General features: G+C 65.2%; 22 protein-coding genes and 2 tRNA genes. 14 read left to right on the plus strand and 10 right to left on the minus strand.

The window, feature by feature from the left end:
• The first annotated feature begins 98 nt into the window (after positions 1-98).
• The 4 genes from ABB28_RS18300 to ABB28_RS17890 are packed head-to-tail and all read left to right on the plus strand — an operon-like array spanning position 99 to position 2,551.
• Complete coding sequence (locus ABB28_RS18300; RefSeq protein ID WP_245625243.1) at positions 99-767, plus strand: Y-family DNA polymerase; 669 nt, start codon at positions 99-101, stop codon at positions 765-767.
• A 14-nt stretch (positions 768-781) separates the two neighbouring features.
• Positions 782-946 carry a DinB/UmuC family translesion DNA polymerase gene (locus ABB28_RS18305; RefSeq protein ID WP_245625244.1) on the plus strand — a complete coding sequence of 55 codons (165 nt, stop codon included), beginning with the start codon at positions 782-784 and terminating at the stop codon, positions 944-946.
• A gap of 21 nt (positions 947-967) precedes the next feature.
• Entirely contained in the window at positions 968-1,267 is a 300-nt protein-coding gene (locus tag ABB28_RS18310) for a DUF4113 domain-containing protein (RefSeq protein ID WP_245625245.1), read from the plus strand.
• Positions 1,268-1,309: 42 nt separating this feature from the next.
• Positions 1,310-2,551 carry a HEPN domain-containing protein gene (locus tag ABB28_RS17890; protein ID WP_152983351.1) on the plus strand — a complete coding sequence of 414 codons (1,242 nt, stop codon included), beginning with the start codon at positions 1,310-1,312 and terminating at the stop codon, positions 2,549-2,551.
• Between the two features lie 39 nt (positions 2,552-2,590).
• Here ABB28_RS17890 and ABB28_RS01870 read toward each other — a convergent pair whose 3' ends face one another.
• The gene (locus ABB28_RS01870; RefSeq protein WP_152983352.1) at positions 2,591-2,923 is read right to left on the minus strand and encodes a DNA adenine methylase; all 333 of its coding nucleotides are present in this window, start codon (positions 2,921-2,923) and stop codon (positions 2,591-2,593) included.
• A 64-nt stretch (positions 2,924-2,987) separates the two neighbouring features.
• Here ABB28_RS01870 and ABB28_RS01875 point away from each other — a divergent pair, with 64 nt between their 5' ends.
• Complete coding sequence (locus tag ABB28_RS01875; RefSeq protein WP_245625246.1) at positions 2,988-4,121, plus strand: tyrosine-type recombinase/integrase; 1,134 nt, start codon at positions 2,988-2,990, stop codon at positions 4,119-4,121.
• 11 nt (positions 4,122-4,132) lie between these two features.
• Here ABB28_RS01875 and ABB28_RS01880 read toward each other — a convergent pair whose 3' ends face one another.
• The 3 genes from ABB28_RS01880 to ABB28_RS01890 form a co-directional block, all read right to left on the minus strand.
• A complete protein-coding gene (locus ABB28_RS01880) occupies positions 4,133-4,570 on the minus strand; it encodes a type II toxin-antitoxin system death-on-curing family toxin (protein ID WP_083491859.1) in 438 nt (145 codons plus the stop codon).
• 420 nt (positions 4,571-4,990) lie between these two features.
• Positions 4,991-5,067, minus strand: a tRNA-Arg gene (locus tag ABB28_RS01885).
• A gap of 40 nt (positions 5,068-5,107) precedes the next feature.
• A tRNA-Pro gene (locus tag ABB28_RS01890) sits at positions 5,108-5,184 on the minus strand.
• A 183-nt stretch (positions 5,185-5,367) separates the two neighbouring features.
• On the opposite strand from ABB28_RS01890, the gene ABB28_RS01895 reads away from it, so the two are divergent.
• Positions 5,368-6,138 (plus strand): Bax inhibitor-1/YccA family protein, encoded by a 771-nt coding sequence (locus ABB28_RS01895; RefSeq protein WP_057506984.1) that lies wholly within the window; start codon positions 5,368-5,370, stop codon positions 6,136-6,138.
• Positions 6,139-6,329: 191 nt separating this feature from the next.
• On the opposite strand, the gene ABB28_RS01900 is transcribed toward ABB28_RS01895, so the two are convergent.
• From ABB28_RS01900 to grxC, 3 genes are all read right to left on the minus strand, one after another.
• A complete protein-coding gene (locus tag ABB28_RS01900; protein ID WP_057506985.1) occupies positions 6,330-7,334 on the minus strand; it encodes an isocitrate dehydrogenase in 1,005 nt (334 codons plus the stop codon).
• Positions 7,335-7,663: 329 nt separating this feature from the next.
• The gene (locus tag ABB28_RS01905) at positions 7,664-8,053 is read right to left on the minus strand and encodes a carboxymuconolactone decarboxylase family protein (protein WP_057506986.1); all 390 of its coding nucleotides are present in this window, start codon (positions 8,051-8,053) and stop codon (positions 7,664-7,666) included.
• The gene (gene grxC, locus ABB28_RS01910; RefSeq protein WP_057506987.1) at positions 8,050-8,346 is read right to left on the minus strand and encodes a glutaredoxin 3; all 297 of its coding nucleotides are present in this window, start codon (positions 8,344-8,346) and stop codon (positions 8,050-8,052) included. The genes ABB28_RS01905 and grxC overlap by 4 nt, the downstream gene beginning before the upstream one ends.
• Positions 8,347-8,487: 141 nt before the next feature.
• On the opposite strand from grxC, the gene ABB28_RS01915 reads away from it, so the two are divergent.
• The 7 genes from ABB28_RS01915 (at position 8,488) to ABB28_RS01945 (ending at position 18,117) form a co-directional block, all read left to right on the plus strand.
• Positions 8,488-10,128: a M48 family metalloprotease gene (locus tag ABB28_RS01915; protein WP_057506988.1), complete on the plus strand. Its 1,641-nt coding sequence runs from the start codon at positions 8,488-8,490 to the stop codon at positions 10,126-10,128.
• 124 nt (positions 10,129-10,252) lie between these two features.
• On the plus strand, positions 10,253-10,942 hold the full coding sequence (gene phoB, locus ABB28_RS01920; protein WP_042614802.1) for a phosphate regulon transcriptional regulator PhoB: 690 nt from the start codon (positions 10,253-10,255) through the stop codon (positions 10,940-10,942).
• 14 nt (positions 10,943-10,956) lie between these two features.
• Positions 10,957-12,285, plus strand: a complete 1,329-nt coding sequence (gene phoR / locus ABB28_RS01925) for a phosphate regulon sensor histidine kinase PhoR (RefSeq protein ID WP_057506989.1) — start codon at positions 10,957-10,959, stop codon at positions 12,283-12,285.
• Between the two features lie 4 nt (positions 12,286-12,289).
• Complete coding sequence (gene ppk1, locus ABB28_RS01930; protein ID WP_057506990.1) at positions 12,290-14,377, plus strand: polyphosphate kinase 1; 2,088 nt, start codon at positions 12,290-12,292, stop codon at positions 14,375-14,377.
• Positions 14,378-14,447: 70 nt separating this feature from the next.
• Positions 14,448-15,971, plus strand: a complete 1,524-nt coding sequence (gene ppx, locus ABB28_RS01935; protein ID WP_057506991.1) for an exopolyphosphatase — start codon at positions 14,448-14,450, stop codon at positions 15,969-15,971.
• A 480-nt stretch (positions 15,972-16,451) separates the two neighbouring features.
• Positions 16,452-17,597: a glycosyltransferase family 4 protein gene (locus ABB28_RS01940; RefSeq protein ID WP_057506992.1), complete on the plus strand. Its 1,146-nt coding sequence runs from the start codon at positions 16,452-16,454 to the stop codon at positions 17,595-17,597.
• Positions 17,578-18,117: a phosphatase PAP2 family protein gene (locus ABB28_RS01945; RefSeq protein WP_057506993.1), complete on the plus strand. Its 540-nt coding sequence runs from the start codon at positions 17,578-17,580 to the stop codon at positions 18,115-18,117. Before ABB28_RS01940 ends, ABB28_RS01945 begins: the two co-directional genes overlap by 20 nt.
• A 69-nt stretch (positions 18,118-18,186) precedes the next feature.
• On the opposite strand, the gene ABB28_RS01950 is transcribed toward ABB28_RS01945, so the two are convergent.
• Positions 18,187-19,404, minus strand: coding sequence for a M12 family metallo-peptidase (locus ABB28_RS01950; RefSeq protein WP_057506994.1), 1,218 nt, complete (start codon positions 19,402-19,404; stop codon positions 18,187-18,189).
• 262 nt (positions 19,405-19,666) lie between these two features.
• Between ABB28_RS01950 and lpxH the strand changes: the two genes are divergently transcribed.
• Positions 19,667-20,404: a UDP-2,3-diacylglucosamine diphosphatase gene (gene lpxH / locus ABB28_RS01955; RefSeq protein ID WP_057506995.1), complete on the plus strand. Its 738-nt coding sequence runs from the start codon at positions 19,667-19,669 to the stop codon at positions 20,402-20,404.
• A 9-nt stretch (positions 20,405-20,413) separates the two neighbouring features.
• Here lpxH and ABB28_RS01960 read toward each other — a convergent pair whose 3' ends face one another.
• Both ABB28_RS01960 and ABB28_RS01965 read right to left on the minus strand, forming a co-directional pair.
• Positions 20,414-21,526 carry a M12 family metallo-peptidase gene (locus ABB28_RS01960; protein ID WP_057506996.1) on the minus strand — a complete coding sequence of 371 codons (1,113 nt, stop codon included), beginning with the start codon at positions 21,524-21,526 and terminating at the stop codon, positions 20,414-20,416.
• A 219-nt stretch (positions 21,527-21,745) separates the two neighbouring features.
• The gene (locus tag ABB28_RS01965) at positions 21,746-22,978 is read right to left on the minus strand and encodes a M12 family metallo-peptidase (RefSeq protein WP_083491860.1); all 1,233 of its coding nucleotides are present in this window, start codon (positions 22,976-22,978) and stop codon (positions 21,746-21,748) included.
• Positions 22,979-23,074: the final 96 nt, after the last annotated feature.

Consider the following 23,074-nt stretch of genomic DNA (forward strand, 5'->3'; position numbering starts at 1 on the left):
CCAGCGCAGGCGCGGCCATGTTCGGCCTCGTTGACGGCGACAACTTCTAAGCCAACTGCGAGCGCGTGTTCCAGCCGGCGCTTCGCGGAGTGCCGCTGGTGGTGCTGAGCAACAACGACGGCTGCGCCATCGCGCGACCGGCTGAGGCGAAGGCCCTTGGCATCAAGATGGGACAGCCCGCCCACGAGCTCAAGCACCTGGTGCGGCGTCACGGCCTGCAGATGCGGTCGGCCAACTACGGGCTTTACGGCGATATGAGCGCCAGGGTGGCGAGCATTCTTCGGGATGCGGCCCCTCTCTTGGAGGTCTACAGCATCGATGAGAGCTTCATCGATCTGGACGGGATGCCTGACCGCCTGCAGTTCGCGCGCGATCTTCGGCAGCGGGTGCATCGATGGACCGGAATCCCCAACCGCATCGGAATCGGGCCTACCAAGACGCTGGCCAAGCTTGCCAACAAGGTGGCGAAGTCTGCCGCCGGTGTGATCGATCTCGGGGACGCGGCGTATCGAGAGGAAGTCCTGCGTACGTTTCCCGTGGGCGACCTATGGGGCGTCGGCCGGCGGTTGGCGCCGCGCCTGCAGGCTATGGGCATCACAACGGCTGGAGCGCTGCGAGATGCCGCGCCTGACGAAATCATGGACAGCTTCGGGGTGACCCTCGCGCGCACGCAGCGCGAGCTGCAGGGCTACCCTGCAGGGGGCTGGAGGAAGTGGAGCCTGATCGACAGCAGATCATTGTCTGCCGGTCCTTCGCGGACCGGGTAGACGACCAGGAGGCCGTGGCCCAAGCGCTGGCCACCTTCGCCGTGCGGGCTTGCGAGAAGCTGCGCGCCCGGGGCCTGATTACCGCCGGCGTGTGGGTTTTCGCGCATTCCGACACGTTCCGGCCCGAACTGCGCCAGCACAACGCCACCCGGTCTGTTGGCTTGCCCACCTCCACTTAGGACACGACAGTAGTTCTGGGCGTGGTGCGCCGCCTGCTGCGCGGCCTGCTTCGGGAAGGCATCGGGTACAAGAAAGCCGGGTTTGCACTACTCGACTTAGCTAGGCCTGACGAGTTGCCAGCAGATCTATTTGGGTCAGTGGTAGTGGGCAACGACCGCCTGATGGACACAATGGATCAGATCAACCGCAAGTACGGACGCGGCACCGCTGGCATTGGCGCATCTGGCTGGCAAGCGCAGCCAGCCTGGAGAATGCGGCAAGGATTGCTGTCGCCGAATTACACAACTTCCGTTCAGGAGCTGCCCAATGCACTATGTTGAGCCAGCCTCGTCGCTCACGCCGGAACATAGGAAAGGATTCTCATGGCACTACCTCTCCCAAAAAAGACTCGCCAGAAGTTGATCGATGCCACTGCCGAGACTATTTGTGCGTCCCGCATAGTTGGAAGGTCGCGAATAATTCCGCCGGCCGATATGAACCCTATACAGGAGGCCATCCATAAAGGAAGCGAATTAGATCAATTCCTTTGCTCTTTTCTAGGCGAAGGACATGTCTCAACTTTCATAAGAAGCGAACTTAGATCTCTAAGAATAGGCATAAACGACTCAAAATTAAGGCACGAATATTTTTGCGACGTATTTTCCCGATCACAGGCGGATGCCATTTCCGCCCAATTAATCTCCAGCTTTGAGTCACTACCTTGGACATACAACTTCACTATTGAGTTACCTGGCTTCGGCGCAAGTGCGCTTGCGTACGCTGATGGTAATCTAGACCTATCCGCCTCCACGCGCCTTGTGAGTGGCAATCGACTTGATGAGGCTGACCGCCGGAATCAGCACCCCCAATCACCCAGCGACATAGATTTTGTTGCGAACTGGATTCCTGCTGCCACGTATGCGCAAATCACCTTAGACGGCTACGTATCGGCAGACTTGCAATCGGAAACCATGCTTACTGCCCAAGAAAGGATTTTTTCTCTTCTAGGTCTATTCATCGCGTTCACCATACTAGAGACAGAGCACCTATGGATTAACGGAAACACAGGAAGGCACCCCATCACGGTTGCGCTGCAGCGCCCTGACGGGGCCATCCATTTAGCAGACTTTGAGTTGGATGCAACCTATCAGACTCTCGCAAACGACCTCGGTTACACCACCAACTTTCTACTAGCACTTGAATCAGATGAAGAAATAAGATCCATCTTTGAGAAGATCAAGAATGCCCTCACCAACGCCCCAGATCATCGACTTGAAAGTGCTGCAAGATGGTTTTTCGATAGTCACGCAGGCAGCAACAGCCAGGTGAAGTTCGTACAGGTAATGATAGCGTTCGAAATCCTGCTGGGCGACGAAAAAATGGCAAAGGAAACCGGATTATCGACCTTGATGGCAAATCGTTGTGCCTACATGATCGGCGCAACGGCTGCGCAGCGAACAAACATTATTGAAGCTTTCAAGGAGGGTTATTCCATAAGAAGCAGAATTGTGCATGCCGGAGTAAGCCGACTCACTGACACCGAAAAAGGGAACTTCTCTTACATGCAGAAGCTTTGCTGCTTAGTTATCCAGCATGAAGTGAATGCATTGAGAGTCGGAGGCTAACGAGGACTGCAAATCTCTGGGAATTTTGTGAGCCCTGTCTCATCCCCACATCGGCAGCTGATCATCCTCCCACGACTTGATGATCAGCTCGCCAGACTTCTTCCCAGTGTTTTGCCGGGCCATTGAGTACTCCAGCTGCAGCGGCACCAGCGGCAGACCCTCGAAGACGCGGCGGATATCCGGATGGTCGTTGATCGAAAGGACCGCCCTCCCCCTCATCGAGCGCATGAGCCCAGCCATCTGCTCGTACTGCTCAATCCCGAACGCCACTCCGTAGCCTTCGGTTTGCCAATACGGCGGATCCAGATAGAACAGCGTGCCGGGGCGGTCGTACCGCTGCAGGCACTCCTGCCACGGCAGGTGCTCGATCACCACGTTATCGAGCCGGATGTGCACCGAGCTCAGCTCTTCCTCGACTGGGCGCGGGCGCTGGTACGTGCAGGATCCGCATCCCGAAGGCCACGGCTTCAAGAGGAAGACCGTAGCCGGACTAACAGCGCGGCTATCGGATCTCCACGCAATCGCCGAGGGCCGGCTTGGTGGTTCCCAACGGAGCACGATCGCTCACGTCATTGTTCAACATGCAAAGAGCCTGTCATTCGCACAGCTGCAGCCTTCCACGCAAAAGCATTACAGGGACTACGCCAAAGCTATCAAAGCGTATCCGCTTAAAAATGGCACGCGCTTCGGCGATGCACTAGTCGACCGCCTATCTCCAGGCTTCATCCGCCGGCTAATCGATGTGATCGCCCAAGGCCGGCCCGCCCAGAAGCCCGGTGACATGGCCATTCCAGGCTACCCCACCAAAGCGAACCATTGGTTGTGCTACCTGCGCCGCGTATTTGGCTGGGCGCGCGAGCATGATCACGTGACCACAAACCCGGCAGTCGGCATCAAGCAGGTCAGGGAAAAAGGTGATCACCGGATGGCGACCGTCGACGTCTTTCGACGTGTCCAGGCCTATGCAAAGGAATGCAGCATGCGCGGAGCACGCGCCAAAGGTGCGCTGCCACCATATCTATGGGCTGCTATGGAGCAGGCGTACCAGGCTCGCCTGCGTGGCATTGAGGTACTAACGCTGACCGATGCGCACACGGATGGCGAGGTACTGCGCACGAACCGTCGTAAGGGTAGCCGCGACAATCTCGTGCGCAAGGGGGCCGAAACAGAGGAAGCCATCGCGATGCTGCGGGCCCGGCGTGCGTCGATATGGGAGAAGAACGCGGGAGTGATTCCGATCCGGGCCGAAGGCCGCTACCTGTTCGTCAGCGAGGACGGTGAGCGATTGACCGAGGATGGTTGGCAGACTGCCTGGGAACGCATGATGCGCAACGCGGTGAAGGACGGGATCCTAAGTCACGACGAACGGTTCGGCCTCCACAGCCTTAAACACCGGGGTGTGACCGATAATAGCAAGGGCGACAAGAAGGAAGCCAGCGGACACAAGACCGACGCAATGCTGCACGTCTACGATCACTCATTGCCGGTGGTCAATGATGAATCCAGCCATGGATCTGGAGGCAACTTGGGAGCATGGCGAAACGAGGACTTTAAAGTAAAAGCCCCGTAGCGAGCGGGGTCTTATTCGAGGTCCTCTTCAAGCTGATTGTCTTCCTCGAACAGCTCGTATTCATCGCAGCAGTGACCAGCGATCCAAGCGATGAATTCCGCCTCACTGATCTCATTCGCGACAACCTGTTCGATCTTTTTCGCCGTCTCGATGCCGTCCGCACCGTTAATCCAGCCATTCTGCTGTAAGAACAAATCCATTGCAGCAAAGGCAGTGCGCTTGTTTCCATCGCCAAACGCGTGAGCCTTAGCAATTGAGTATCCGAGCAAGGCGCCCAGCTGGGGGATCCCTGGTGGGGGATCCCCGTAAAGGAAGTGGCTCTCGATCCGGCTCAAAGCCCCCTCAATCTTGAAGGGCTCTATAGAGGCCACCCCTACGGCAAAATCATGCCGAAGATCATCGTAAAGAGCCAGAACGGCCTCTAGATCTAGATAGGCCGGATCAGACAAGCTTTAACGCTTCGCCAAGTAGGCAAGGGCTTCACGACGGCGTTCGATGACGTCAGCTGCGTGCTTGGCCTGCTTTTTGTTAACGTAGGAGCCAGTGAGGGTCTTACCGTCGCCGACAATGATAGTCCGGGCCGCCGTACGCGGACCAGACACGCGCTTCAACATGGCGTTCATAGTCTCTGCCCTGAGAGTTTGAGTAGGAAGCGAGTTACATGTGTAACGCGCATGGCGCCACACTAACTCTGCTAACGCCTGTTAGCAACAATATTTTTGAAAAAAGTGCCGTAGGTTCAGGTTCGCAGACCCCTGTAGACGACTACATGGGTGCGCACTACGGGAGCAGTCGCGCAAAACGTGGCCTGGATTTCCGAACCCAATTCCGGAGCCACCCAAAAATAAATCGTAACCCATTGATTTAATTGGCGCGCCCGACAGGAATCGAACCTGTAACCGCCGGCTTAGAAGGCCGGTGCTCTATCCAGTTGAGCTACGGGCGCCCGAACCGGGTGGACCAACCCGCTCCAACAGGGCGATGGTTGGTCGGGGTAGAGGGATTCGAACCCCCGACATCCTGCTCCCAAAGCAGGCGCGCTACCAGACTGCGCTATACCCCGGCGATGCTTCCTGCCAGGGCGGGGCCCACGAGCAGACGGGAATTGTGAACATCCGGCCCCGGTTCTGTCAAACCTGTGCAGGGGCGCACAGACGCGGCCCGGCCGGCTGCCGCGGCCGTGCGTTATGCTGGCTGCAGACGGCCGGATGGCCTCCCCTACCCCCTTTTCGCACGGAGATCGCACATGCGCAGCGGCAACCCGGCTCTTTCCGAGTCCACCTTCCTTGACCTTGGCAGCGGCACCGTTTCCGCACGCGGCGACCAGGTGATGACGCTCAACGGCACCGTCAACAAGACCGGCCTGCTGTTGCTGCTGACCGTGCTGACCGCGTCGTTCTCGTGGAGCCAGGCGCTGGTGACCGGCGGTGAGACGGCCGGTACCTTGTCGTCGGCCGGCATGGGTTACCTGATCGGCGGTGCGCTGGGCGGCTTCGTGCTGGCGCTGATCACCGTGTTCAAGAAGACCTGGTCGCCGGTCACCGCGCCGATGTACGCACTGGTGGAAGGCCTGTTCCTGGGCGCGGTCTCGGCGGTGTTCGAACAGCGCTTCCCGGGCATCGTGTTCCAGGCCGTGCTGGCCACCTTCGGCACGCTGGTCGCGCTGCTGGTGGCGTACCGCAGTGGGCTGATCAAGGCCACCGAGAACTTCAAGCTGGGCGTGGTCGCGGCTACCGGCGGCATCGCGCTGCTGTACCTGGCGTCGATCGTGCTGGGCCTGTTCGGCATCAACGTGCCGATGATCCATGAAGCCAGCGGGCTGGGCATCGCCTTCAGCGTGTTCGTGGTGATCGTGGCGGCGTTGAACCTGGTGCTGGATTTCGATTTCATCGAAAGCGGCGTGGAACAGGGCGCTCCGAAGTTCATGGAGTGGTACGGCGCGTTCGGACTGATGGTCACCCTGGTCTGGCTGTACGTGGAATTCCTGCGCCTGCTGTCGAAGATCCAGCAGCGCTGAGCCGGCCGGGAGAGGGGCCAGAGTCCGGGGCTCCTGCCCTGCATGCCGCACGGTCCAGAATCCGCACGCCATCTGCGCGTGGTCCGCACAGACCTCGAGAAGGGGTCAGAGTCGACTCTGACCCCTGTTCCAAACGCAACGAGGCGCCCGAAGGCGCCCCGCTGGTAGTGCAGTGACCGTACCGCCGCCGTTTACAGGCGGCTGGCGATGGCCTGGGCGAAGCCCATGGTGTTGCCGGTGCCGCCGAGGTCGCCGGTCAGCGAATCCTTGGCTTCCAGCGTAGCGACGATGGCCTTGCGCAGGCGCTCGGCGTTTTCCGGCTGGCCGATATGGTCCAGCATCTGCGCCGCCGCCAGCAGGAGGGCGCACGGGTTGGCCTTGCCCTGGCCGGCGATGTCCGGCGCGGTGCCGTGCACGGCTTCGAAGATCGCCGCGTTCTCACCGATGTTGGCGCCCGGGGCCAGGCCGAGGCCGCCGACCAGACCGGCGCACAGGTCGGAGATGATGTCGCCGAACAGGTTGGTGGTGACGATCACATCGAACTGTTCCGGACGCATCACCAGCTGCATGCAGCAGTTGTCGACGATCATTTCCTGGAACTCGATGTCCGGGTACTTGGCGGCCACTTCGCGCGCCACGGCCAGGAACAGGCCCGAGGTCGACTTGATGATGTTGGCCTTGTGCACGGCGGTGACCTTCTTGCGGCCGGTGCTGCGGGCCAGTTCGAAGGCATAGCGCACGATGCGCTCGGAGCCCTTGCGGGTGATGCGGGTACCGGAGAAGGCGGTCTCGCCGTCGGGCGACACTTCCTGGCCTTCGGCCAGGTAGGCACCTTCGGTGTTCTCACGCACGGTCACCAGGTTGACGTTGTCGAAACGCGACTTGGTGTTCGGGAAGGTGTGCGCCGGGCGGACGTTGGCGTACAGGTCGAAGTGGCGGCGCAGGCTGACGTTGATCGAGGTGAAGCCACCACCGATCGGGGTGCTCAGCGGGCTCTTCAGGGCGATCTTGTTGCGCGCGATCGATTCCAGCGTGGAGGCCGGCATCAGGTCGCCATGCTTCTCCAGCGCGACCAGGCCGGCGTCGGCGTCTTCGTATTCCAGGCCGGCGTTGAGCTTGTCCAGGACGTACAGGGTAGCGTCCATGATCTCCGGGCCGATGCCATCGCCGCGGATGACCGTGATTTTCTGCGTCATTGATCAAATTTCCGAACAGGGGGAAAAACGCCGTCCGGGGGTGTCCGGTGCACCGGCGCAGGTAAGTTTCACCCGCAATTATGCCTCAGCCGGGTCCAAGCTCCCAAATAGACCAAAGTCCGAGGCCGGGGTAGCGCCAAGCCATGCTTGGCGAGCGCAGCGGAAAGCGCAGAAGCAGACGGCCAGCGGCCGTCACTACCGTAGAGCAGGTAGCGCCAAGCCATGCCCGGCGAGCGCAGCGGCAACACCCCGCGGAAATCCGCCGCGCAGCAAGGGGTCAGGTTCCTTTTCCGGCGGAAAAGGAACCTGACCCCGTCGCCCCGGCAAGGTCAGTGCTCGTGTTCGGCCGGGGCGGCGGCGCCGGCTTCAAGCTGGTCCAGGAAGTCCACCGCGCGGCGCAGGTGCGGGATCACGATGGAGCCGCCCACCACCAGGCCGACCGAGAACGTTTCGAAGAACTCATCGCGCTCCACGCCGGCGGCCTTGCACTGGGCCACGTGGTAGCTGATGCAGTCGTCGCAGCGCAGCACCAGCGATGCCACCAGGCCCAGCAGTTCCTTGGTCTTCACATCCAGCGCGCCGGCCTGGTAGGTCTGGGTGTCCAGCGCGAAGAAACGGCGCACGACCTGGTTGGGTTCGGCCAGGATGCGCTCGTTCATCTTCTTGCGGTAGGCGTTGAATTCAGCCAGGCGGTCGCCGCTTTCGTCCGCTGCGCTCATGCTGCGCCCTGCCCGGCCAGCAGCGGCTCCAGCTTGCCTTCCCGGTGCAGGGCCATCATGTCATCGTAGCCGCCGACATGGACCTCGCCGACGAAGATCTGCGGCACGCTGGTGCGGCGGGTCTTGGCCATCATCTTTTCGCGCTCGGCGGCATCCAGGTCGATGCGCACCTCGGTCCACTGCTGGCCCTTGCTCTTGAGGAAGTTCTTGGCCGCCACGCAGTACGGGCAGACAGCGGTGGAATAAATGGTGATGGCGGGGGCGCCACCAGCAGGCTGTTCAACTTGGCTCACGGGAAACTCCACGACGGTTCGACTGTCTGTATATGGTAGCGGCCTGATGGAAAATCCACGCCATGGCCGCAACACTGTGGATTAACGATAGGTTTCCCCCCGGCCTGCCACGCTGGGGGACGCTGCCCGAGGACCGACCGCTTGCGACCGCTGCTGCTCTCCGCTGCCCTGACCCTCGCATTGGCTGTGCCGCTGGCCCAGGCCCAGGATTCACTGCCCGATATCGGCTCGTCTGCCGGTGAACTGCTGACTCCCGCCCGCCAGGCCGAGTACGGCGGCATGATGCTGCGCGAACTGCGCAACTACGGCTACCTGCTGGACGATCCGCTCACTGCCGAATGGCTGCAGACCATGGGCACCCGGCTGGGGTCCAACAGCGCCCAGCCGCGCCAGCAGTACACCTTCTTCATGATGAAGGACCGGCAGATCAACGCCTTCGCCACGCTGGGCGGCTATATCGGGGTGAATGCCGGACTGGTGCTCACCGCCGAACGCGAGGACGAGGTCGCCGCGGTGCTGTCCCACGAAATCGCCCACGTCACCCAGCAGCACGTGCTGCGCGGGGTCGAACGCGCGCAGCGTGACCAGATTCCGATCCTGCTGGGCATGCTGGCGGCGGTGATCGCCTCGCAGCAGGCCGGCGGCAATTCGGCCGGCAACGCCACCATGGCCAGCATCGCCTCGGGCATGGGCCTGATGCAGCAGCGGCAGATCGATTACACCCGCTCCAATGAATCCGAGGCCGACCGGCTGGGCATCCGCACGCTGGCCCGCAGCGGCTACGACGTGGACGCGATGGCCGGCTTCTTCGAGCGCATGAGCGCTTCGATGCGCGGCAATGACGGCGGTTACAACGTGCCGGATTTCCTGCGCACCCACCCGGTCAACACCACGCGCATCAGCGAGGCCAAGCTGCGCGCCGAGCAGATGAAGAAAGACACCGTGGTGCTGACCACCGAGGTGCCCGGTGGCGTGCGCACCGAACGGGTGAACCCGAGCGATCCCGGCCTGACCGACCCGATCACCCGCCGCAACAACCTGCTGTTGCCGCCGGGCATGCAGGTATCGGTGGGCCAGCTCAGCCGCGGTTCCAGCGGTGATTTCGACTGGGCACGCGAGCGCCTGCGGGTGCTCAGCGCGGTGACGCCGTCGGAACTGACCCGTGAGTACCAAGGGCTGGCGCGGCAGAAGGGCGGCCTGACCCCGGCCCAGCGCTACGGCCAGGCCCTGGCCCAGCTGACCACCGGCACCGGCGGTGCGGCCGGCGCCGCGCGCGCCCTGGCGGAACTGAACGACGCCGACCCGGGAAACCTGTGGGTGGCACTGGCGCTGGGCGAAGCAGAATCCCGCTCCGGCCAGGCCGCCAAGGCCAATGAACGCTTCGAGGCGCTGCTGCGCGAGCATCCGGGCAGCCGCCCGGTGGCGCTGACCTTCGCGCAGATCCTCAATGAGCAGGGTGGACAGGCGGCCGGGCAGCGCGCGCAGGCGATGCTGCGTCCCCTGCTGTCACAAAGCGGCAACGATCCGGTCTTCCAGCAGCGCTTCGCCCGCGCCAGTGAACTGGCCGGCGATGCCCACCGTGCCAGCGAAGCCTACGCCGAAGCGGCTTACCTCAATGGCCGCCCGGAACAGTCACTGATGCAGCTGCAGGCGCTCAAACGCCAGCCCGGCCTGGATTACGTCACACGCGCGCGGGTGGACGCACGCATCGAAACCATCACCCCGACCGTGCTGGAAATGCGCCGCCAGGGCGTCAACGACCCCGAGCTCGAGCGCCGCTGAGGCACGCCGCCCGGCGACCTGCCGACCGCTGGTCGTTACAACGGGGCCAATGGCGTCACAAACATGTCATCAAATCGTAGTCTACTGACGTCACTCCCGATCTGATGAGCAACTTGGTGGCCTCGTGCAGAAACGCATCCTGATCGTCGACGACGAACCCGCGATCCGCGAAATGGTGGCCTTTGCCCTGCGCAAGGGCGATTACGAGCCGATCCACGCCGGCGACGCACGCGAAGCACAGACGGCCATCGCCGATCGCGTGCCCGACCTGATCCTGCTGGACTGGATGCTTCCGGGCACCAGCGGCCTGGACCTGGCCCGCCGCTGGCGCAAGGAAGCCCTGACCCGCGAGGTGCCGATCATCATGCTGACCGCGCGTGGCGAGGAAAACGACCGGGTCGGCGGACTGGAAGCCGGCGTGGACGATTACGTGGTCAAGCCGTTCTCGGCCCGCGAGCTGCTGGCACGGATCCGTGCGGTGATGCGCCGGGCCCGCGACGACGACGAAGATGGCAGCGTGGCGGTGGGTTCGGTGCGCATCGACGGCGCCGCCCACCGCGTGTTCGCCAACGACCAGCCGGTGCCGATCGGCCCGACCGAATACCGCCTGCTGCACTTCTTCATGACCCACCCCGAACGCGTGTACACGCGGGCGCAGTTGCTGGATCACGTCTGGGGCGGCAGTGTGTACGTGGAAGAGCGCACCATCGACGTGCACATCCGCCGCCTGCGCAAGACGCTGGAACCGTTCGCCGCTGAAAACATGGTGCAGACCGTGCGCGGTGCCGGCTACCGCTTCTCCACGTCCACCTGATCACTGGTACTGCAATGCCGCGTCACATCCGTTCCGCCTGGTTCAAGACCCTGGCCACCCTGACCACGGTGCTGTTGTTGTCCGGGGTGGCAGGTTGGGCGCTCGGTGATGCGTGGATGGGACTGGCGATCGCCGCCATCGGCGCGCTGGCCTGGCACTACTGGCGGCTGCGCCGGGTGCTGGGCCGGCTGACCGCGCGCCAGCGCTGGGAGATCGCCGACGGTGCCGGCGTCTGGAACGAACTGGACCGCGTGGTGTCGCGCAACCAGCATGAAATGCGCGTGCGCAAGCGTCGCCTGCTGGACATGCTGCGCAGCTACCGGGCCGCGGCCGCCGCGCTGCCCGATGCGGTGGTGGTGCTGGACCGCAACAGCCAACGCGTACAGTGGTTCAACGAAGCGGCCACGACGCTGCTCGGCCTGCACCATCCCGGTGACCTGGGCCAGGCGCTGGTGCAGCGCCTGCAGCCGATGCCGCTGGCCCACTGGCTGGCCGGTGGACGCAATGCCGAACCGATCCTGGACGTGCCCTCGCCGGTGGATCCGGCGATCCGCCTCAACCTGCGCCTGATCCCCTATTCGGCCGACCACTGGCTGCTGATCGCCCGCGACGTCAGCAAGCTGCTGCGGCTGGAACAGGTGCGCCGTGACTTCGTCGCCAACGTATCGCACGAACTGCGCACGCCGCTGACCGTGGTGCATGGTTACCTGGACATGATGGATCCAGAGGACTTCCCCGGTACCGGGCCGATGCTGGAAGAGATGCGCAAGCAGAGCCAGCGCATGGCCCAGCTGGTGGAAGACCTGCTGACCCTGTCGCGGCTGGAATCGCAGGAAGCCGGCGATGCCGAAGTGGTCGCCATGCTGCCGATGCTGGCCACGCTGCGCCGCGAAGCCGAAGCCCACAGCCAGGGCCGCCACCAGATCACCGTGGAAGACCACGCCGGGGTGGACCTGCTGGGGTCGATCAAGGAACTGCACAGCGCGTTTTCCAACCTGGTCACCAACGCGGTGCGCTATACGCCGGCCGAAGGCCAGGTGCGGGTGATCTTCAGCCGCGAAGGCGACGGCGTGGTGCTGGCCGTCCACGATACCGGCTATGGCATCCCGGCCAACCACCTGCCGCGGCTGACCGAACGCTTCTACCGCGTGTCCAGCAGCCGTTCGCGCGAAAGCGGCGGTACCGGCCTGGGCCTGTCCATCGTCAAGCACATCCTTGGCCTGCACCACGCCCGCCTGGAGATCCAGAGCGAGGTCGGCAAGGGCTCCACGTTCTCCTGCCATTTCGATGCCGCGCACGTCCGCGCGCGCGATGTGGCCGCCTCCCTCCACGCCGAAGATTGAAGCCATGAGCAGCCTTGGATCCCTCCCCGCCGTGCCGCAGCCGGAATCCGATTCACTGCGGGATCCGGCGCTGTACATCAACCGCGAACTGTCCCAGCTGGACTTCAATTTCCGCGTGCTGGCGCAGGCGCTGGATCCGCAGGTGCCGCTGCTGGAGCGCCTGCGCTTCATGTGCATTTCCTGCACCAACCTGGACGAGTTCTTCGAAATCCGCGCGGCGGCCGTGCGCCATGCACAGGAATTCGGGCTGCCACCGGCACCGGACGGCATGAGCCCGCAGGCGATCCTCACCGCCATCCACGACCGCGCTGCCGAACTGGTGGACCAGCAGTACCGCTGCTGGAACGAGGTGCTGCGTCCGGCGCTGCAGGAGGCGGGTATCGGCGTACTCGGCCGGCATTCCTGGAACCACCGCCAGAAGCGCTGGCTGCGCGCCTATTTCCGCAACGAGATCATGCCGGTGCTGTCGCCGCTGGGCCTGGACCCGGTGCATCCGTTCCCGAAGATCCTCAACAAATCGCTGAACATCGTGGTGGTGCTGAAGGGCGTGGATGCGTTCGGTCGCAGTGGCCATCTGGCCATCGTGCGCGCACCGCGCTCGCTGCCACGCATCATCGAACTGCCCGAGTCGCTCGGCGAGGGCCGCAATTTCGTGTTCCTGTCCTCGATGCTGTCGGCGTTCGTCGACGAGCTGTTCCCGGGCATGGAAGTGGAAGGGGCCTACCAGTTCCGCGTCACCCGCAATTCCGAACTGGTGGTGGACGAGGAAGAAGTCGAGAACCTGGCGCTGGCCCTGCGCGACGAACTGGTCGACCGCGGCTACCGGCCCGCGGTGCGCCTGGAGATCGCCCAGGACACCCCGCGCGACATCGTGCGCACCCTGCTGCAGAACTTCGGGCTGACCGAAAACGCGGTGTACTACATCGATGGCCCGGTCAACCTCAACCGGGTCGTCCAGCTGTACGACGTACTCCCGCGCCCGGACCTGAAGTACCCGCCGATGACCCCGCGCACGCTGCGCGATGGCGACGGCATCTTCGAAACCGTGGCCCGCCAGGACGTGCTGCTGCACCACCCCTTCGATGCCTTCACCGCAGTGCTGGACGTGATCAAGCAGGCGGCGATCGATCCGAACGTGCTGGCGATCAAGCAGACGCTGTACCGCACCGGCAAGGACTCGCTGATCGTGGAGGCGCTGATCCAGGCCGCCCGCAACGGCAAGGACGTGACCGTGGTGGTGGAGCTGCGCGCGCGCTTCGATGAAGAGGCCAACCTGGGCCTGGCCGATCGCCTGCAGGAAGCCGGCGTGCAGGTGGTGTACGGCGTGGTGGGCTTCAAGACCCACGCCAAGATGCTGCTGATCGTGCGCCGCGAAGGCCGCAAGCTGCGCCGCTACGTGCACCTGGGCACCGGCAACTACCACAGCGGCACCGCACGCGCCTATACCGACATCAGCCTGATCACCGCCGATGCCGATATCGGCAACGACGTGCACCTGCTGTTCCAGCAGTTGTCCGGGCTGGCATCCAAGGCCAAGCTGAAGCACCTGCTGCAATCGCCGTTCACCCTGCACGCCGGGGTGCTCAAGCGCATCGAGCGCGAGAAGGCGATCGCCGAATCCGGACGGCCGGCGCGCATCATCGCCAAGATGAACGCCCTCAACGAACCGCAGGTGGTGCGCGCGCTGTATGCCGCATCGCAGGCCGGCGTGCAGATCGACCTGATCGTGCGCGGCGCCTGCACGCTGCGTCCCGGCGTGCCGGGGGTGTCGGACAACATCCGCGTGCGCTCCATCGTCGGCCGCTTCCTGGAACACAGCCGCGTCTACTGGTTCGGCAATGCCGGCGCACCGGAACTGTACTGCGCCAGTGCGGACTGGCTGGAACGCAATCTGCTGCGCCGCGTGGAAACCGCGTTCCCGATCCTCGACCCGGCGCTGGCACGACGGGTGTACCGCGAAGTGCTGCAGAACTACCTGGACGACAACCTCAACGCCTGGGAGCTGCAGGCCGACGGCCGCTACGTAAAGCTGGCACCGGCGCATGACGAGGCCCCGCATTCGGCGCAGATGGGCTTGATGCAGGGCCTGTGACCGCTGCCGGTCCGGCAACGTGAAGAAGGCGCGGTGACGAGCGGCACCCGCCTTCGGCTACCATTCGAGCATGCCGCACACATCGACTTCCCCGACCCTGCAAGATGGCGACCTGCTGGCCGCCATCGACATCGGCTCCAACAGTTTCCACATGGTCATCGCCCGCTACACGCTGGGGCAGCTGCGGGTGGTCGACCGCCTGCGCGAGACCGTGCGCATGGCCGATGGCCTGGATGGCAAAGGCGGCTTGTCCAGCGAGGCGCGACAACGCGCGCTGGAATGCCTGGCCCGCTTCGGCCAGCGCATCCGCGACGTGCCCTCGCACCGCGTGCGCGCCCTGGCCACCAACACCGTGCGCCAGCTGCGCTCGCCGCAGGCGTTCCTGATGCCGGCCGAAACCGCGCTGGGACATGCCATCGAAGTGGTCAGCGGGCGCGAAGAGGCGCGCCTGATCTATCTGGGCGTGGCGCATGCGCAGCCGCCCAAGGCCGACCAGCGCCGGCTGGTGATCGACATCGGCGGCGGCTCCACCGAGTTCATCATCGGCTCGGGCATGCAGACCCTGGAACGCGAAAGCCTGCAGGCCGGCTGCATCGCCAGCACCCGGCGCTTCTTCCCGGGTGGCAAGCTCAGCCGCAAGCGCTGGAAGGATGCGCTGGCCGAGATCGGCCGCGAATTCCAGCCGTTCGCCAGCAAGTACCGGGCGCTGGGCTGGGACGAGGCGCTGGGCTCTTCGGGCACCCACAAGGCGATCAGCGAGATCTGCGCGGCGATGAAGCTGAGCAAGGGCGCGATCACCGCCGAGGCGCTGCCGCAGCTGCGCGATGAACTGCTGAAGGCCAAGAAGATCGATGACATCGTGCTGCCCGGACTGGGCAGCGACCGCCGGCCGATCATCGCCGGTGGCGTGCTGGTGCTGGAAGCGGCCTTCCAGGCGCTCGGCCTGCAGAAGCTGCTGGTCAGCAAGGCGGCGATGCGCGAAGGCATCCTGTACGACATCGTCGGCCGTGCCGGCGAGAACGATCCGCGCGACGTCTCCGTGGCCGCCTTCACGGTGCGCTACGGCATCGATGTGCCCCAGGCCGACCGCGTGCAGGCCACCGCGCTGGCGCTGTTCGAGCAGGTGCAGCAGAGCTGGGCGCTGGATGCCGACGACCAGCGCATGCTGGCCTGGGCCGCACGCCTGCACGAGCTGGGGCTGATGATCGCGCACAGCGGTTACCACACCCATGGCAGTTACGTGCTGGAAAACTCGGACATCGCCGGGTTCTCGCGCCAGGAGCAGCAGATGCTGGCCGCGCTGGTACGCACGCACCGCCGCAACGTGCCCAAGAGTGCGTTCGAGGCACTTCCCGAGCGCCTGGTGGTCCCGGCGCGCCGGTTGGCCGCGTTGCTGCGGCTGGCGGTGCTGGTCAACCGGGCGCACGAATCCACGCCGCTGCCGGTGCTGGAAATCACGGCGGAGGACGACCGGTTGTCGCTGATCGTGCCGCAGAATTTCATCGATCCCCGGCCGCTGCTGCGGGCCGACCTGATCGGCGAAGTGGACGGCATGACCGGCCTGGGATTGCAGTTCAAACCGTTCGTGGCCTGATTCGGTAGCGCGGGCAACGTCAACGTCAACAGCTGCAGGGCTGTGGGTGGGCGGCGCGGAGTAGGCTCGCGGGAATCGCCGTGAATACGTCCCTGTAGGCTCGCCATCCGCTTGCTCGCCGGTCAGGAAGAGCGGCATACCCGTGGTCGGCGGATGGCGGGAAAATGCGGGCTGATGGATTCCGCCGACCATGGGTCGGCGCTACCGCTTTTCGCCCCGCACAGGCTGGCGGCCGCGGGAATCTGTCTGGAGCGGGGCGGGTGGATTGCAGGGGACCGTCGTGAGGCAGGAGCCGAACGCGAGCCTACAGGGACGTACTTGCGGCGTGTCCCCTGCAACCCACCCGCCCCACTCTACCCTCAGCCCCGCTCTCCGCGGCACAGCTGAAAAATACTCACACACCCGGTCACGCGACGGTCGCAATCCGGTCATGCCCGGGACATGCCCAGCGACGAGCATGCGCACAAACGGGAGAGTCCCATGCGCTACGCGATCGTCACCGAGACCTATCCTCCGGAAGTGAACGGCGTGGCCCTGACGGTGCAGGGGCTGGAGATGGGCCTGCGCCAGGCCGGGCACGAGGTCGACCTGGTGCGACCGCGCCAGCACGCCGACCGCGACGCCGACCAGCTGGACGGCGCGCTGCTGGTCCCCGGTGCCGCCCTGCCCCGCTATCCCGGCCTGCGCTTCGGCCTGCCCGCACCGGTCCGGCTCGGCCGCCACTGGCAGGCACGACGCCCCGATGCGGTCTACATCGCAACCGAAGGCCCGCTGGGCTGGTCCGCCCTGCGCTGCGCGCGCCGGCTCGGCATCCCGGTCGCCACCGGCTTCCACACCCGCTTCGACGAATACCTGCCCGACTACGGCGTGGCCTGGCTGCAGGCCGCCGCACTGCGCTGGATGCGCCGCTTCCACAACCAGGCCGATGCCACCCTGGTACCCACCCGTGAGCTGCAGGATTTCCTCGCCGGCGAAGGCTTCGAACGGGTGCGGCTGCTGGCCCGCGCGGTGGACAGCCAGCAGTTCGATCCGGCCAAGCGCGATCCGGCGCTGCGCGAAGAATGGGGTATCGAAGGGAATGGTTTTGCCGCGATCTACGTCGGCCGCATCGCTGCGGAAAAGAATCTGGGGCTGGCGGTGAAGGCCTTCCGCCGGCTGCAGCAGCAGCGGCCCAAGGCCCGCTTCGTGCTGGTCGGCGACGGCCCGGCCCGCGAAAAACTGGCCCACGACAATCCTGATTTCCTGTTCTGCGGCGTGCAGCGCGGCGAAGCGCTGTCGCGCCATTTCGCCAGCGGCGACCTGTTCCTGTTCCCCAGCCGCAGCGAGACGTTCGGCAACGTGACCCTTGAAGCCATGGCCAGTGGACTGGCCACGGTGGCCTTCGATTACGGCGCCGCACGCGAATACCTGCGCGATGGCGAGAATGGAGCGGCAGTGGATACCGACGACCAGTTCGTGGAGGCCGCGCTGCGCTTTGCCGGCGATGACACGCTGCGCGCCACGCTTGGCCAGCAGGCGGCGCGGGACATGAAGCGCCTGCATCCGCAGCAGGTGGTGGCCGAATTCGATGCCCTGCTGTCCGAACTCGCCCACGCCCGGAGGCTGCATGCGCACCACGCCGCTTGACCTGTTGATCGGCCGCGAAACCCGCTGGTGCCGCCGTGCCAACCTGTACTGCCGCCGCCGTCGCATCCGCTCGCTGTTCGCGGTGATCAGCCGGCTGGGTGATGGCGTGTTCTGGTACGTGCTGATGGGCGCGCTGGTGCTGCTGGACGGCATGCAGGGGCTGCGCGCCAGTACCCACATGGCCGCCACGGGCCTGGCCGCGTTGCTGCTGTACAAGGGCCTGAAGCGCTGGACCCGGCGCCCGCGCCCGTGCAAGGCCGACCTGCGCATCCGCGCCTGGGTGGCCCCGCTGGACGAGTTCAGCTTTCCCTCCGGACACACCCTGCATGCGGTCTCGTTCACCGCCGTCGCCCTGTTCCATTACCCGTGGCTGGCGCCGCTGCTGGTGCCATTCACGCTGGGCGTGGCGGCATCGCGCGTGGTGCTGGGCCTGCACTATCCCAGCGATGTCCTGGCCGCCACCGGCATCGCGCTGCTGCTGGCGTGGGCCAGCCTGAGCTGGCTGCCGCTGGGTATCTGACACGCAGTGGATGGGGCGTTGAGCCATCGGGCTGACACCCCATCCACGGAGCGATGACGCGGTGTACCTTCAACGGAAGCCGGCGACGCGCTCGCGGTTTTCCTCCATGACCCGGCGATTGTCGAAGCGCTGGGCATTCCCTGTCGCCCTGCCATCGTGCATCACGATGGGGCTGGTCCACTTCTGCGCGCGCGCCGAACGGTTCTGACACGGATAGGCCATCACCGAATGCCAGTTTCTGCGGCCCAGATTGCAGACCTGGCGGCCGTACGCATACGGGTAGAGCGCGCCACTTCCATTCTCGGGATTGTGGCTTGACCCGATGATATGGCCCAACTCATGCGGCACGGTGTCATTGCCCGCAAGACACTCCACGCGTACGACCATGAACGCGTCCTCCGCGCTGGCACCGACCGGCGCGACGCCGCAGTAGAAGTCGTTGCCCATCACCAGCATGACCACATCGGCCTTGGCCTGGTCGCGCAGCGCGCGCACGGCCTTGGAACCGGGCGTGCGTGGATCGCGGAAGTACTGCAGGGCCTGCGACATGGAGGTACCGCCGTAGGCAATGGGTTCATAACCAGCCAGCTCCATCTGCGCGTCGATGTTGCTGTCCACGTAGGTCCGGTTGCCTTCCGTGATTCCGAGCTGGATCAGGGATCTGACCCGTGCGCCCTGCGCCTTGTCGATTGCGTTGGTGGTAACGGCGAGCACCCGGATCACGCTGGGTCCAGCGGCGCTGGACGCCTTGCCTGCCACGGCCGCGGTGTCCTTCGCGGAAGACAGCAGCGAAGGCGCGGAGTGGTCCGTTCCATGGCGTGGGAGCGCTGGCAGCTGGGTGTCCAAGCTCAGCAGGTGATGCCGTCCACCGGCCGGTTCGATGCGATACAGATCACCCCGTTTGATGATCCCGGTTACCCCTTCCGGCGTGCGCACCAGGTCGATGCTTCCTTCGTCTTCCTGCGAGTCGGCGGCGATGGCTCCTGACCAGCTGATGGTTCCGTCGGCCAAGCGAACACCCTGCACGCGGGTGGCGGTGAGCCGTTGCCCCTGGAGTTCGAACTCCAGGCTTGCGGTATCGGCATTGACTGCTGATGCCGCAAGGTCTATCCACAGCGGCGCAGTGGACGGCGAGTACTGGCTGGCCATCTTCAACGCAAGCGCGGCGCGCCCGTGCAGGGAATCCGGCGCCGTCGCCGGAGAGAAGAGGGGTGCGGCATCGACAGAGGCGGACAACATCAGGGCCAGCCCGGTCAGCAGCAGATTGAAGCGATGAAGCGTGTTCATGGCATTCACCTCGTTTCACGGAAGGATGCGCGTTGCAGGCACAGCGCGCATGCCCAGTTGACGACGGAACTAAGCCTGGTCCTAGGTGACACGCGGCACGTTGGCGCGATGCCGCCAAGGACACGCACACCGCGACCTGTTGATGCGTAGCTGCCCACCTGCCTGCAAAGACCCGGCAGTGCATTGCGACGCGGCTGTTCGGTCCAGACCCCCAGGGTGCCGCGGTATCGCGCCGGTCCCCCGCTGGTCCTAGAATAGGCGCATGACCACGCTGTTCATTTCCGACCTGCACCTGGACGCGAGCCGTCCGGCCATCACCGATCTCTTCCTTGCCTTCCTGCGCAGCGAAGCGCTTGCGGCGGACGCGCTGTACATCCTGGGCGATCTGTTCGAAGCCTGGATCGGTGACGACACGCCGTCGCCTGCGGCCGATGCGGTGGCAGCGGCGCTGAAGGAGGTGTCCGATGCCGGCGTGCCGGTGTACTTCATCCGCGGCAATCGCGACTTCCTGTTGGGCGAGCAGTACGCCGCCCGTGCCGGCATGCGCATCCTGCCCGATCCCAGCGTGATCGACCTGTACGGCACGCCGGTGCTGCTGCAGCATGGCGACCTGCTGTGTACCGATGACCTCCCCTACCAGCAGTTCCGCGCGCAGACCCGCGACCCCGCATTCCAGGCCCAGTTCCTGGCCCAGCCGCTGGCCGCGCGCATCGCGTTCGCGCAGAAGGCACGCGATGCCAGTCAGAGCCGCCAATCGGAAATGAAGCAGGGCGATCGCGCGCAGTTCGAAACCGTCACCGATGTGGCACCGGCCGAGGTGGAGGCGACCTTTGTGCGCTACGGCGTGGACACGATGATCCACGGCCATACCCATCGCCCCGCCGTGCATTCGCTGATGGCAGGCGGCCAGGCCCGCACGCGCATCGTGCTGGGCGACTGGTATGAGCAGGGTTCGGTGCTGCGGGTGACCGCCGACGGGATGTCACTGCAGGCACTGTGACGCCCCGGCTCAGCGGAAGCCGGCGATCGTTGCGCGGGTGAGTTCCAGCACACGGCGGTTATCCGCTTCGCTGCGGTTGCCGGTGGCCTGGCCTTCGTATGACAGGTCCGGGCTGGACCAGTACGGAATGCGCCGGCAGCCGGTCGGGCAGTCGTAGGACATCACCGTGCGCCATCCCAGCGCACGCGGCGGCTGGTACCAGTACCCGTGGCCGAAGCCGAACGGGACCCCTGCCGGATCACGTTTGATGTCGTGCCGGGCGCCTGCCAGATGGCCGATTTCGTGCGCGAGGACATACTCTCCGGTGGCGCATTGCGTCAGCACGGCAATGAACGCTCCGTCGGCGTCCGCTCCGATCTGGTCGGCGAGCCCGCAGGCAAACGCACGGTTCATCAGCAGCACCACGATATCGGCCGCGTGCTGGTCGCGCAGCGCGTGGACCTCGTCCATGTGTCCGTCGCCAGGCGAGCGCAGGCGCCTCAGGTCCTGCTCCATGTTGCCGCTTTCCGCATAGGGCGTGACCGCGTACCCGGCCAGTTCCACATCCATGTCCACGCCGCTGCGCCGGTAGGTGAGGTTGGATTCGGCGATGGCCAGTTCGGCCAATGCCCGCAGGTCGCCGGGGTAGCCGGCCACGGCGTCGGCCGTGGCCACCACGAGCAGGCGGATCCTGCTGGTCGGTGCGATGGCCATCGGGCCGGCGGTGTCTACCTGCAGGGGCCCGAGCGGGATGTCGCCCGGTGGATGCATCGGCAACCGATGGGCGGCCCCAGACAGGGTCTGGTGCTGGCCGTCGCCGAGCGGCACGATGCGCAGCACGTGCTCGCCCACGCGCACGACCGCGGTCACCCCCGCCGCAGAGCGGACCAGGCTGATCGCTCCGGCGGCACGCTGGCCGGCGACGCCCCAGCTGCCGGTCCACGCCACATCGCCGGTGGGCAGTGCACGGGCGTGTTCGCGCCGCACCTGGACCGGTCGGCCATCGACGTCGATCGTCAACGCTGGTGTTTCGGCGTGCAGCGCGGAGGCCTCGGCGTCGTGCAGTTCCAGCAGCGGGGGAGCGGCAGAGGCCAGGGCGCCACCGGCCAGCAGCAGGCCGGGCAGAAGAAGGGAATGCAACATGATGATCTCCAGTGAGCACGATCCAGCGCCCCACGCCAGGCGCTGCGGACATCGACTTGCGTTGGAGCATTACGCCTCGCCCAAAGGCCTGGTTCCATCAGGAAATGCCGCCCTTGGCCCGCCAGTAAAACTGGACCGAAGGTGGAGCGGGCACTGCCGCGCGCCACGCCTGAAGACGTGGCGCGGGGGCACACCCGTTGCACCCAGGCCGCAGCAAGGTCAGCGGAAGCCGGCGACCACGTGCTTGCGCTGCGCCAGCACCCGCTGGTTGTCCGCCGTGGCCGCGTCACCGGTACGGGCGCCGCCGTAGGTGATGTCCGGGTTGGACCAGGTATTGAGCCGGGTGCAGCCGCCCGGGCAGTCGTAGGACATGATGGTGCGGAAACGTTCGCCACTGGGCAGGCTGAACTGGTAGCCGTGTCCGTAGGGATACGGCGAACCGGATGCATTGGCGCGGTCATGGTTGGCGCCCAGCACGTGGCCGATTTCATGGGCGAAGGTGTAGTTGCCGGTGGCGCAGCGCCAGCCGACAACGGCGAAGGCATGCGAGGCCGGTGCGTTGATGTACCCCACGCCACACGCGTCCTTGCCGTCGGTGAGCAGCACCACGACATCGGCGCCGACCGCATCGCGCACGGCATGGACCTCATCGAGCTGACCATCACGCGGGTTCTGCAACCGCCCCAGGTCCTCCCCCATGCGTCCGTCAGGGAACCAGGTCGTGCGGTAGTCGGCAAGCTCCATGCGGATGTTGGTCCAACCGTTGCGGTAGCCCTGGTTGGATTCGGCCACAGCCAGCTCGGCCTTCGCCCGCATGTTGCCCCCGTAGGCGTTGATCGCCCCCTGGGTGGCAATCACCAGCACCCGGATCGTCGCCCAGGCGCCCGGATCTCCGCTGCGTACCTGCGCATCCGGCGCGGGCGGCGGCGCTGGCAGCGACGGCATGCCCAGCGGATGCTGCGGCGGCAACCCGCCCTCGTTCACCTTGACCAGCGCGTGCTCCCCTGCCCCCACCGGACGCACGTCATAGCGATCCTGGTGGTGTCGGAGGGTCCCGGTCACGCTGCCATCGGCCGCCCGCACCAGGATCACCGATGCAGGCACCGTGGCCCCTTGCGCGGACACCGCGAGCGGCGCGGCGGCATCCTGCTCGGCGCCGTACCAGACCATGCCACCATCGGCCGTCGCCTCTTCGCGGATGCGGCGTACCTGCAGCACCTGCCCGCCCAGCGGCAGTTCCAGCCGATCATCGGACAGTGCGGCAACGTTCATGCGCAGCGCCTGTACGGCATCGGTGCTGGGGTCGGCCTGCAGGCGGGCCCAGCCAGCGTCTGCACCGGCACGTGCTGCACGCCCCTCGGCAATTTCGAACAGGGGCGCGGCCGAAGCCCCTCCGGTCAACAGCAACGCCAGCGCAGTCGCAAGCGGCATGTAATCTGCGTGATGTGACATGGTTCGTTCTCCAAAGCGGATTCCCCTGTTGCCGACGCTTCATCAATGGGCCGCAGGTCGATACGGCACCAGATGCGTAGCCGTCATGGCCGAACC

It is taken from the genome of Stenotrophomonas chelatiphaga, from assembly GCF_001431535.1.
Classification (GTDB): Bacteria; Pseudomonadota; Gammaproteobacteria; order Xanthomonadales; family Xanthomonadaceae; genus Stenotrophomonas; species Stenotrophomonas chelatiphaga.

What these genes read in the sequence shown, in the direction of transcription:
- ABB28_RS01945 (WP_057506993.1), top strand. Translation starts at nt 17,578, where the DNA reads ATGCGCACCACGCCGCTTGACCTGTTGATCGGCCGCGAAACCCGCTGG.
- ABB28_RS01905 (WP_057506986.1), bottom strand. Translation starts at nt 8,053, where the DNA reads ATGAGCGCAGCGGACGAAAGCGGCGACCGCCTGGCTGAATTCAACGCC.
- ABB28_RS01900 (WP_057506985.1), bottom strand. Translation starts at nt 7,334, where the DNA reads ATGACGCAGAAAATCACGGTCATCCGCGGCGATGGCATCGGCCCGGAG.
- ABB28_RS01940 (WP_057506992.1), top strand. Translation starts at nt 16,452, where the DNA reads ATGCGCTACGCGATCGTCACCGAGACCTATCCTCCGGAAGTGAACGGC.
- lpxH (WP_057506995.1), top strand. Translation starts at nt 19,667, where the DNA reads ATGACCACGCTGTTCATTTCCGACCTGCACCTGGACGCGAGCCGTCCG.
- ABB28_RS01960 (WP_057506996.1), bottom strand. Translation starts at nt 21,526, where the DNA reads ATGTTGCATTCCCTTCTTCTGCCCGGCCTGCTGCTGGCCGGTGGCGCC.
- ABB28_RS01895 (WP_057506984.1), top strand. Translation starts at nt 5,368, where the DNA reads ATGCGCAGCGGCAACCCGGCTCTTTCCGAGTCCACCTTCCTTGACCTT.
- ppx (WP_057506991.1), top strand. Translation starts at nt 14,448, where the DNA reads ATGCCGCACACATCGACTTCCCCGACCCTGCAAGATGGCGACCTGCTG.
- ppk1 (WP_057506990.1), top strand. Translation starts at nt 12,290, where the DNA reads ATGAGCAGCCTTGGATCCCTCCCCGCCGTGCCGCAGCCGGAATCCGAT.
- ABB28_RS01950 (WP_057506994.1), bottom strand. Translation starts at nt 19,404, where the DNA reads ATGAACACGCTTCATCGCTTCAATCTGCTGCTGACCGGGCTGGCCCTG.
- phoR (WP_057506989.1), top strand. Translation starts at nt 10,957, where the DNA reads ATGCCGCGTCACATCCGTTCCGCCTGGTTCAAGACCCTGGCCACCCTG.
- ABB28_RS01965 (WP_083491860.1), bottom strand. Translation starts at nt 22,978, where the DNA reads ATGTCACATCACGCAGATTACATGCCGCTTGCGACTGCGCTGGCGTTG.
- ABB28_RS17890 (WP_152983351.1), top strand. Translation starts at nt 1,310, where the DNA reads ATGGCACTACCTCTCCCAAAAAAGACTCGCCAGAAGTTGATCGATGCC.